The organism is Neorhizobium populisoli (genome assembly GCF_019430945.1).
GTDB lineage: Bacteria > Pseudomonadota > Alphaproteobacteria > Rhizobiales > Rhizobiaceae > Neorhizobium > Neorhizobium populisoli.
Map to the genome: position 1 here is coordinate 1 of NZ_JAHYCB010000038.1, position 9,034 is coordinate 9,034.

General features: G+C 57.2%; 8 protein-coding genes and 2 pseudogenes. 2 read left to right on the plus strand and 8 right to left on the minus strand.

Going from position 1 to position 9,034, the window contains the following annotated elements; all coding sequences use genetic code 11:
* Positions 1-143: 143 nt before the first annotated feature.
* From KX729_RS33035 to KX729_RS33055, 5 genes and pseudogenes are all read right to left on the minus strand, one after another.
* Positions 144-533 (minus strand): annotated as a pseudogene (locus KX729_RS33035) (Tn3 family transposase); the annotation flags it as partial.
* A 44-nt stretch (positions 534-577) separates the two neighbouring features.
* Positions 578-1,258: a transcriptional regulator gene (locus KX729_RS33040; protein ID WP_219746657.1), complete on the minus strand. Its 681-nt coding sequence runs from the start codon at positions 1,256-1,258 to the stop codon at positions 578-580.
* A 442-nt stretch (positions 1,259-1,700) separates the two neighbouring features.
* A complete protein-coding gene (locus KX729_RS33045) occupies positions 1,701-2,120 on the minus strand; it encodes a polysaccharide deacetylase family protein (RefSeq protein WP_219746658.1) in 420 nt (139 codons plus the stop codon).
* Positions 2,095-2,802 carry a polysaccharide deacetylase family protein gene (locus tag KX729_RS33050; RefSeq protein ID WP_219746659.1) on the minus strand — a complete coding sequence of 236 codons (708 nt, stop codon included), beginning with the start codon at positions 2,800-2,802 and terminating at the stop codon, positions 2,095-2,097. The genes KX729_RS33045 and KX729_RS33050 overlap by 26 nt, the downstream gene beginning before the upstream one ends.
* A 160-nt stretch (positions 2,803-2,962) precedes the next feature.
* Complete coding sequence (locus KX729_RS33055; protein ID WP_219746660.1) at positions 2,963-3,757, minus strand: SDR family NAD(P)-dependent oxidoreductase; 795 nt, start codon at positions 3,755-3,757, stop codon at positions 2,963-2,965.
* 124 nt (positions 3,758-3,881) lie between these two features.
* On the opposite strand from KX729_RS33055, the gene KX729_RS33060 reads away from it, so the two are divergent.
* The gene (locus KX729_RS33060) at positions 3,882-4,778 is read left to right on the plus strand and encodes a LysR family transcriptional regulator (protein WP_219746661.1); all 897 of its coding nucleotides are present in this window, start codon (positions 3,882-3,884) and stop codon (positions 4,776-4,778) included.
* 350 nt (positions 4,779-5,128) lie between these two features.
* On the opposite strand, the gene KX729_RS33065 is transcribed toward KX729_RS33060, so the two are convergent.
* Both KX729_RS33065 and KX729_RS33070 read right to left on the minus strand, forming a co-directional pair.
* On the minus strand, positions 5,129-5,656 hold the full coding sequence (locus tag KX729_RS33065) for a GNAT family N-acetyltransferase (RefSeq protein WP_219746662.1): 528 nt from the start codon (positions 5,654-5,656) through the stop codon (positions 5,129-5,131).
* Complete coding sequence (locus KX729_RS33070; protein WP_219746663.1) at positions 5,653-5,931, minus strand: type II toxin-antitoxin system TacA family antitoxin; 279 nt, start codon at positions 5,929-5,931, stop codon at positions 5,653-5,655. The genes KX729_RS33065 and KX729_RS33070 overlap by 4 nt, the downstream gene beginning before the upstream one ends.
* Before the next feature lie 615 nt (positions 5,932-6,546).
* Between KX729_RS33070 and KX729_RS33075 the strand changes: the two are divergent.
* Positions 6,547-7,452: pseudogene (locus KX729_RS33075) on the plus strand (IS110 family RNA-guided transposase); the annotation flags it as partial.
* A 117-nt stretch (positions 7,453-7,569) separates the two neighbouring features.
* On the opposite strand, the gene KX729_RS33080 reads toward KX729_RS33075, so the two are convergent.
* Positions 7,570-7,776, minus strand: a complete 207-nt coding sequence (locus KX729_RS33080) for a hypothetical protein (RefSeq protein WP_219746664.1) — start codon at positions 7,774-7,776, stop codon at positions 7,570-7,572.
* Positions 7,777-9,034: the final 1,258 nt, after the last annotated feature.

A 9,034-nucleotide genomic window follows, 5' to 3' on the forward strand; every position in this document is an offset into this window, starting at 1 on the left:
ATACGAGGATATCGTCGATCATTGCTGCTACGCTTGGCGAACACTGCAGGACCGACCGTGGAAGATAATGTCGATCGGAAGGCGCAACTGGGCACAAGGGTTCTGATCAATGACGGTTGGTATAAGGCGAACGGATTAAGTACTTATGCAACCCGCCGCAGCCCGGCTGACATACGAAGCGATCGAAATCCGTGCGGCATCCGATGCTCTGCATCTCAGGTGTAGATGATGTGTCCCCCACCGAGCGGCGAGATGCGCTTCGACGGAGTATCAGGAATGTCTCGACTCGCTCGCTTTAGCTGCGTGATTGCGCGGTCGAGATAGACGGTATTCCAGCGGACGATCGCACTGACCACGAGGTTGAGTCCAGAGGCGCGGAACGCCTGGCTCTCGAACGACCGGTCGCGGATCTCGCCCCGCTCGTGGAAGAAGACCGCGCGTTTCAACTTATGGGCGGCCTCGCCCTTGTTGAGACCGGCTTGGCATCTCCGCCGGAGTGCCGGACTTGAATACCATTCAGCATACCGTATCGATAACCATGGGAATGCGGTCAGCGATTTTGGCCGCCAGTTATTTCTCAATCGAGCTTGAGACGCTTGCGCATATCGGCGTTTTCAGCACGGAGCTTTTCAGCCAGGAGCTTGCGCAGCCTCTGGTTCTCTTCTTCCAGCTGGAAGAGATCCGCCATCTCGTCACCCGCCGCCGCTATCGCAGGTTCTGTTGGCGAGACGGAGGTCACTTGAACAGCCTTTGGAGGGCGTCTCACAGGTGCGCGCTTTGCGCTGCCGGTGGCGTCGATCGACTTGGCCTTGCGTCCGCGCCTCTGCTTTTCAGGCGCGACGGTTGAAGCGACCGCCGATTCTGTTACAATCTCGACGGAGGCGACTTCTGAACTCGCCTTTTTTGCCCGAGGCTTGCGCCGCTTCTTCGGTGTGATTGACGTTTCCACAACGGCCGGCGCATCAGTTTCGGTCATCGTGTCGATGTCGTCGGCCATGATTGCCTCCCCTGTCGCTGTTGTGTGCAGCCCAATCGGTGGCGTCGACAAACGCACTGCCGACGCGGCTGTCGATGGAGACCTGTCGCCGTTGGACCTTTTCACCACAGGCATATCCGCCACAAATGGCATCGCATCTTCCTCGACATCGCGAGCTACGGGCTTGAGATCCATGTTGCCCCAGATGGAGGCCGATTTTGGGTGGAGTTTCTGTCGGCCGGATTTGTATTCGACAACAAAACTGCGTTGAACTTTTTTCACGGGGAGAAGCCTCGATATACTAAGAGGTGGTGCGGCGACTTCCTCACGTTCGCCCCAAGCCTGGGAAATAGCGATTTCCCAGTCTCTGGTCCAGTCCCTCCGGAATACCAAGTCGCACGCTCTTGAACCAGCTCGAACCGTCGACTTGGTTCCGAACGGCCTTTGCAATGACAATTGTCTGGCGACCTTGATGCTGGGACAAAAGCCACGTAAGCCTTGGAATACAGATTGGGGTCAAAGCAGCCGCGGCGCCTCGGATGCGGCCTTCTTCTTCGGCCATAGCTCTGTGGTCCGCTCCGTCGTCACCGGATCGGGCGGGAACGTTCGCTTCTGGAATCCGAGTCTCTCGTCGAAGCTAAGCGAAATCAGCTTCGACTTATTGTTTCCGGAAGTGTCCAGTGTCGCCAATGGAGCCGCTCAATGAGGTCTATGGGAGAGCATCTCAGTGTGGCGTCAGGCGCCGCTCCGGTGGCCAGCAATGGTTTTCTCCATTGACGACACGAGGCATCATCTTTGCAAGAAGCTGGTCAAACGGCTCATGGCAACCGTGTCTCCAAGGGGGGCCCCGATGCACGATTGGCGTGAACTCGCGCTGTGTCAGAGCCCAGCGCGCGATCTCGTCCTTTCGCGCGAACCAGACATCGTCGTGACTCTTGGCATAGGTGAAGAAGCGGTCTAACGCACGGATCCGGCTTGCATGGCCACTCAACCGGTCATGCATGCCGATCACCGTCATCCGGCGTCTGCTTGCAACTTCCTCAAAAAGCTGGTCGAATTCATCGCGCAGCGCTTGTTCGTGCGCATGGGGATCGTAGCCCTGAAACGGGAAGTTCATGTCATTCATATGCAGTGTGTAGGGCATATGGCAAAGTCCCGATTGCGAACCGGGATAATGAATGGTTCGTCCCGGCTTGGCTCATCGATGCTGTAGAGAAATCCGAGATCTTGCAGTGTCTCCGATATGTGAATGGAGTTGCGCATAAAATACGCGTTCCAGCCCACCGGCTGATGTGATACGCATATGGTATCGACGGATTGCTTGATATACGCTTTTTCTTCCTCGGGTGGTAGATCATAGGACGCCGTCCAAGTTGGCCATGCGCGCCTGCCTCATGACCTCGTTTAACAATCTCGCGCGCCAAGTCCGGGTTCTGCTCTATCACCTTGCCGATCATGAACGACGTCACTTTGATGTCGTGCTTATCGAACAGATCAAGCGCTCGCGGAATGCCCTCATTCACGCCATAACCGAAGAAGGCATTCGTCGCTTGATCGGGAAGGCCGGGTTTGATCGGTTCCGGCAGGGCGCCGCAAGCGCCGGAAATCGCCTGCCCGGTCCCCTTGAACATCAGGGAAATGCTGATTGCCAGTCTCGCGCCGTCTGGCCAGAAGGCACCCGGGGTTGTAAGCTTCGCACCTGCGCCAGATGAATTGATCTGGTGTGCTTTTGCGACTGCGGGCAGTGCCTGCTCGGCGAGTGCCCCGGTTGCCGCCGCACCGACGAAGCTGCGACGGGTTAGTTCAAGTCCGGATTTCGAAGGCATAAGGCCTGTCCTTTTACTTTGCGCTCGCGTGCCGGCCTACCGGCGGCGCCGAGCCTGAACCATGCAATTGTGTGGCCTCGACATTGGAGATTATGGCGATCAGACTGCGGCCTGCAGCGCAGCCGGGGCGGCGGCCGGCCAACGCCGGCCTTCTAAACGTTCACGCGATCGAACGAACGACACCGCCATCGACGCGGAGTGCAGTGCCATTCGTGGCAGATGCTTGCTGGGAACAGACGTAGACGACCATGTTGGCAATCTCCTCCGTCGTCGAGAAGCGGCCGAGGAGCGAGGTAGGCCGGTTCTGCTCGAGAAAGCCTTTCTCCACCGCCTCGATCGTCTGGCCGGTTTGCTGGGCGATACCCTCCAACACACTGCCAAAGCCTTCCGAACGTGTTGGCCCTGGCAGAACAGAATTGACCGTCACGCCAGACTTGGCCGCCAATTCCGCGACACCACGTGATACAGCCAGCTGGGCAGCTTTTGTCATGCCGTAGTCAACCATTTCCTTCGGCGGGTTCAACGCGGACTCGCTGCTGATGAACACGACACGCCCCCACCCGCGTTTCACCATTTCCGGCAGATAATGCTTGGTAAGACGCACGCCGCTCATGACGTTGAGCTGGTAAATGAATAGCCAGTCTTCGTCGGTCAGATCCTCAAAGGACTTAAATAGAGCAGCGCCGACGCTGTTAACGAGGATGTCGGCTTCGGGAGCAGCAGCAACGAGCCTTGCCGCACCTTCAGCGGTCGACATGTCGGATGCTACGCCTGAGAGGATGGCTGTCGGGACTGCCTCGCGGATAATCTCTATTGCCTTCTGCACACGCTCCTCAGTACGGCCATTGACCACCACTTCGGCACCAGCAGTGGCAAGCCCCGTGGCGATGGCAAGGCCAATGCCGGCCGTTGAGCCGCTGACGATGGCAAGTTTTCCGGTAAGGTCGTTTTTCATTTGGATCTCCTATGATCGTTCGATGAGAGGAGAAATATGTGCATTCGACATCGGGCAGTAGATGCCCAACAGTCCTTGCACTCGTTCCTGTAAGTCACTAATGGAGCGTCAGGGAGATCGAGATTTGGCGTCGGATCGGCTTGGCAGTATCGTTGCTTTCGTTCGTGTGGCTGAGCTTGGTGGTTTTTCCGCCGCCGGTCGCGACTTAAGCGTCTCGCCGTCAGCGATCAGCAAGAGCGTTGCGCGGCTGGAAGAGCGGCTGCACCTTCGACTTTTTCATCGCACCACGCGCTCTCTTACCATGACGGAAGAGGGCAAGCTTTTCTTCGAACGATGTAGCGCAATCCTGAAGGATCTCGATCAGGCTGAGGAGGACATGCGCGCGCGTGCCGCTCGCCCAAGCGGCATCCTACGGATCGAAATGCCAACCGCGCTGGGAAGGCTGAAGATCGTGCCGGCCCTGGGACAGCTGACATCGATCTACCCGGAACTGCGCATTGCCGCCACCTTCGCTGATACACTGACGGACCCAATTGCCGCCGGACTTGATGCAGTGGTACGGATCGGTGAGCCGCGCGATGAGCGGTTGATGGTGAAGAGGGTCGGAACCGTTTGCTACGTCGTGTGCGCTGCGCCCTCATATCTCGCAGCCCATGGCGAGCCGACGAGTGTGGACGGCCTTCGGAACCACAACTGCGTAAGGCGGGTATCGCATTACGGTCCCGAGTTTGCTCCCTGGCGGTTTACCCAACCAGAGACGGGTGAGCCTTTCGAGCGCCAGGTTGAGGGAACTTTGAGTGTCGATAGTCCGGACGCCATGATCGATATCGGACTTTCGGGTGCCGGCCTTGTGCAACTTCACACCTACATGGCAGAACCGCACATCAGGTCGGGCGCTTTGGTCGAGGTGCTCGGGGCTTTTGCCGCAGATGGTCCGCCGATTTCGGTGCTGTTTGCATCAAGCAAGAATCTCGCGCCGAAGGTTCGGGCGTTTATCGACTTTGTGACGACAATTCTTTGAGCCTCTGCGATGCACTGCAAATGGAAAGTGCCAAGGTAACGGCCTTGCCCGAGCTGAGGGCCTTGAAAGGACTTGAACCGCCGACCACGTCGTTTGGCCGACAGGATCGCGCCGAATTTCCCTGAAACGGCAGCTACTTGCACTGGAGAGCAGCTGATATGGGGCCGATAACAGACCGGCGGCGTCGACAAGGTCGCGCGTGGATGGGAGCACCAGCGACCATGCTCCGGTCTGAATTGAACTGGACGACGGATAGCATATCGCAAGGATATACCGGTGCGGTCGCTTCCAGGCGCACCACCCTTAGCCATGTCCGATGGCGAAACATAGAAGTGCCGGTATCATGGGGATTAAAGAAGACCCTTACCCCGCAAGTCGGCCGCGAAGGTGATGAGCGGCATCACGAGAGTCAGCGGCTTGTCCTTCAGCGGTTCGGCGCCATAGGAGGCGTACCAGTTGGCGGCGCGCTCGCCTTTGGCATCGATGATCAGTAGAAGTCCCCCGCCCTCTCCTGCAAGTCGGAGGCAGCGCAGCGCTGCGGCGGCTAGGAGCTGGCCTCCCAGTCCCTGCCCGGCAACCGCGCGGTCGGTAGCCAGTCGTGCAAGCTTGAAGCCCGGCACCTCATGGCGGGCAAGACCGCGTGTCATTGCATCGGGCACAGTTGCGTGCTCGACTGCTGAAGGCGCGATTGTATAGAACCCAAGAATGCGGTCGGGTACTGCGTCATCGATAGCACAGAAGGTCTTCGAGGCATTCTGCTCATGGCTTTGTCGGGCAAAACGGAGCAGGAACTCGTTCATATGAGCGTCGCCGCAATCGAACTCCGCCCGACCGTGAGACGTGGCGATCGGCTCCTCATGCCATGTAGGTAAAGTCATAGGCTGTCAGGCAAGCTGGCAATTGCCGCGCGCAGCTTGGCGTTGGGTTTGGGCGGATTTTCCAGAAGCTCAAGAATGCGAAGATGATCGCGCTTCGACACTTTGATCGCTTCGGCTTCTTCGATCACAGCCTCCGCTTCTCGCAATGCGGATTGGGTTACGAAATTCGTCAGATCGGTATTACGAAGTGCTGCTGCGCGCACCAGCTTAGCCTTGGCCGTGGCAGGAACTCTCAAACTCATACGCTCACTGTTCTCGTTCGCTATGCTCGGCATGTCGCCCTCCATCTATCGATCGAATATAGGCGAGACACCTCTCGGCGTCAACAGCGTGCGCCTTCAAGGCGTACAGACAAATGCGGGCGCTTCTGTACCTTGGTGGCTTGTTGTTCGATCCATACACACGTTCGCGCCGAAATACTGGAAGTGGGTTGTCCGCGGTGATCTGGAGCGCCGGTTCGGGAAGTCTATACCTGGCGCCGCTATCGCCAAGGCTCAGGTGTCTTGGTTGCGGCAGCGAGGGGAATAACCGATGGATACTCGGACAGTTGCCCCGGTAGAAAACTCGGCGGGAACGAACTCCGCGAAATAATGTAGAACTTAGGGTAACCAGCAAAAGGCGGGACAATTCGCCGTTGTCGTCAAATAGGGAGCAGCGATCCGTTCCACCTCAGTCACTTCATTTTTTTAATTCAGCATAATAAGAAGGAGCTTTCGCTGCGACTGAAACCGCTTCAGTTCGTTTTGCGCGGATATCGGGTGTGTTTCGGCATGGAATGTTGGCCGCCGATAAGGGGTCGACATTCCGAACGATGACGTAATTGCTACCGGCATGTCCCAGTCGCCTCTGTCGTGGCAGACTGATCCCAGTATCAACGGGAGGAGATCGCGATGAAACAATATGTCGGATTGGACGTCTCACAGAAGGAGACTGCCGTTTGTGTCGTTGACGAGAACGGCCGTATGATTTTCGAGGGCCGCGCGTAGTCGGATCCTGGAGCTTTGGCCGCTCTGCTGGCGAAGAAGGCCCCAGATGCGGAACGCGTTGGCTTCGAGACCGGTGCGATGTCGAGCTGGCTCTGGCATGAACTGAAGCGGATCGGCGTGCCAGTGGTTTGTATAGACGCGCGTCACGCCCATGCTGTCTTGTCAGTTCGGATGAACAAAAGTGATGAGAACGACGCTCGTGGTTTGGCCGAGTTGGTTCGCATCGGTTGGTATCGCGAGGTTGCGGTAAAGAGCGAGGCCAGCCAACAGGTTCGTTCAGTACTGGTTGCGCGGTCTCGACTCGTGACGATGCGACGCGATCTCGAAAATCAGGTCCGATCGATGTTGAAGGAATGCGGTTTAATCTTCCCTCGCGCCATCGCGGGACAATTCCAGCGATGCGTCACCGAATTGGCCGGGGACGGCCACGCGCTCTGGCCGGTCCTGTTACCATTGCTTTCCGTGCATGGGCATGTGTGCCGAGAACTTGAGGGTTTGGACCGCCAGATCCGACGGATGGCTCGAGCAGACGACACGACCAAGCGGCTTATGACCGTGCCGGGCATCGGCGTCGTGACGGCACTCACCTTCCGCCATACTATCGACGACCCTTCACGCTTTCGAAGTGCAACTTCGGTAGGTGCCTATCTGGGCCTGACGCCACGACGCAAGCAATCCGGCGAGACGGACACCGTCGGTCACGTCTCGCGATGGGGAGATCGCCTGTTGCGAAGCTATCTCTTCGAGGCGGCCAGTGTTTTGCTACATCGCACAAAGCGCTGGTGTTCCCTGAAGGCTTGGGGCCTTCGAACCAGCATCGCATAAAGATCTCATTGGGCGGGATCAGCCCAGCCGGATACCGCCGGAGACTTGGGATTGCAGTATAAGCAGTCCAAGAATTTGTGCGCACCTCCTTCTGGGGAAGATTCACGCGGCATTGACAGTGGATGAAGTGTAGGTGAAAGAGTTCGTCATGCCTTGCTGAACGGTTCCCGCAAACTCTTGAGCGGCCGCGTCCGAGGTCAGAACTACTTTGGTTGGGGGATCGCTAGCAAGCGCCACGCTGGAGAGGGTTACGAGAGCGGCAATCGTCAAAGCCGAAAAGCGCATAGTGATCTCCTTGAAAATCAGCATGCGCACAACTGGCGGGTAATAGATACTCAAATCGCCTAACCACCGCGCCTATCATCGCTTCATGCGAGGCCAACGCCGACATAGCCGCGCTGGCCTCTACCGCAAAGGGGTATGACGGGTTAGGTCACTGCGGTGCCAGATCGCTATCAGGCTGACAGTTCCAAAGGAAACTCAGACGGAAGTGATGGTTGTTCGAAAGTTAAGGATGGGACACGAACGTGCAGCACGACCCGCATCGATGATGGGACATTCTTAACATTCCGCCGCGAGCGGCGTCGGTAGCTGATACGAAGGGAGCGGACGGAATTTGCTCTTGGTATACTCATTGAAGACCTTCTTTCGATAGGCCCTCATATCTGATGCCTCAAGTACGGCAACTTGATCCACCAAATGCGGTTACGCAGTAACCTTACCATCGCGGCAGTGCCCCTGCGCCCTATCATCTTCTCTCAAGACCAAAGAAACCCCTCGCGGGGTATTGCGAGGGGTTTATGGAGGTCTAGGGCCACAGGAAGAGCCCGACCGATACCGTTGCACAGAGAGCGTCACACCATCGTCACTCGAGCGTCAAACCTTGCTACTTTTGATCGCATCAGCCATCTGAGTAAGAAGTGTCACGAGACCACGAAGGTTGCCGCTAAACAAACCGCTGCGGGGGACAGGCGCCTCGTGACGGGAAGAAGATAGCTGCTTGCACAAGTGATTCAACCATCCGCGTCACGCCGATGTTGAAACGAGTCCATGTGACGTGACTGGACGCGCGTTCCGAAATGATACATTTTCATAACGGGAGGAAATGCGATGAAGGTTCAGGTTTATTTGATACTGTTGCTTTCCAGCGTGCTGATGTGGGCTGCGGCCTTTCAAGGCACCCGGGAGGTTTACAAGGCGGCCCACACCGCCGGCGTAATACCGAACCTTCACATAAAGGCTCGCCTGTCGGAGATACTCTAGGCGAGGAAATAGAGCAGCCCCGCAATGCCCCCGATCCACATGAGGGTGATTAGCCCTATGATGGGCAGAAATATCTTTTCGAACATCGGCGCCTCCCTAGCGAGACGGCTTACGTAGCGCGGCGGTTTTGAATTTCACCTGAACAAAGGTCCGATGGGCATAAGACATACGTCCTAACACTACTTTGGCAGAATCGATTCTGCGGTTCTAATTTGCTCTTTGCAGTGGGGACATCGGAATGTCGTCATCGGTCTGGCGAGTGCGCTGATGACGGCTCGACGGATAGTAGGCAAGGTGGGCTCAG

Excerpts from the sequence above, each read along its gene's own strand:
- KX729_RS33045 (WP_219746658.1), bottom strand. The coding sequence starts at position 2,120 with ATGCCCTACACACTGCATATGAATGACATGAACTTCCCGTTTCAGGGC.
- KX729_RS33050 (WP_219746659.1), bottom strand. The coding sequence starts at position 2,802 with ATGCCTTCGAAATCCGGACTTGAACTAACCCGTCGCAGCTTCGTCGGT.
- KX729_RS33080 (WP_219746664.1), bottom strand. The coding sequence starts at position 7,776 with ATGCTGATTTTCAAGGAGATCACTATGCGCTTTTCGGCTTTGACGATT.
- KX729_RS33070 (WP_219746663.1), bottom strand. The coding sequence starts at position 5,931 with ATGCCGAGCATAGCGAACGAGAACAGTGAGCGTATGAGTTTGAGAGTT.
- KX729_RS33065 (WP_219746662.1), bottom strand. The coding sequence starts at position 5,656 with ATGACTTTACCTACATGGCATGAGGAGCCGATCGCCACGTCTCACGGT.
- KX729_RS33055 (WP_219746660.1), bottom strand. The coding sequence starts at position 3,757 with ATGAAAAACGACCTTACCGGAAAACTTGCCATCGTCAGCGGCTCAACG.